The sequence below is a fragment of the Flavobacterium polysaccharolyticum genome (assembly GCF_038739875.1).
Classification (GTDB): domain Bacteria; phylum Bacteroidota; class Bacteroidia; order Flavobacteriales; family Flavobacteriaceae; genus Flavobacterium; species Flavobacterium polysaccharolyticum.
In genome coordinates, this window is record NZ_JBCGDP010000090.1 from 1 (window position 1) to 297 (window position 297).

Genomic DNA, 297 nt, shown 5'->3' on the forward strand with positions numbered 1-297 from the left:
TGCATCTACAAGTTGAATAGACAAACGACCTTACGAAGAATTTTTATCTGCATTGATGGCTAAATCGTACTTGTCTTTATTCAGTTTCAACCAGACCTTCATATAGTTTCCCAATTCATCAAAATGTTTTTTAGGCAAACGAATAATCTGATTTAAAGCCGTAAAATTATCAAAAACAATGGGACCAAGATTTCCTTTTATAAAAACATCAATAGTTGCATTCTGAAAAAGTGTTTGTACTTCTTGAACCAAAGGCGTAATTAATAATAAATTCCCTAAACGGTGATTGGGTCTCGA

1 protein-coding gene is annotated in these 297 nt (G+C 32.3%); it reads right to left on the bottom strand.

Annotated features, from left to right (window positions below):
- Nucleotides 1–30: 30 nt before the first annotated feature.
- Nucleotides 31–297: glycosyltransferase family 9 protein (locus WFZ86_RS20215; RefSeq protein WP_425402893.1), on the bottom strand; the 267-nt coding region annotated here is incomplete at its 5' end.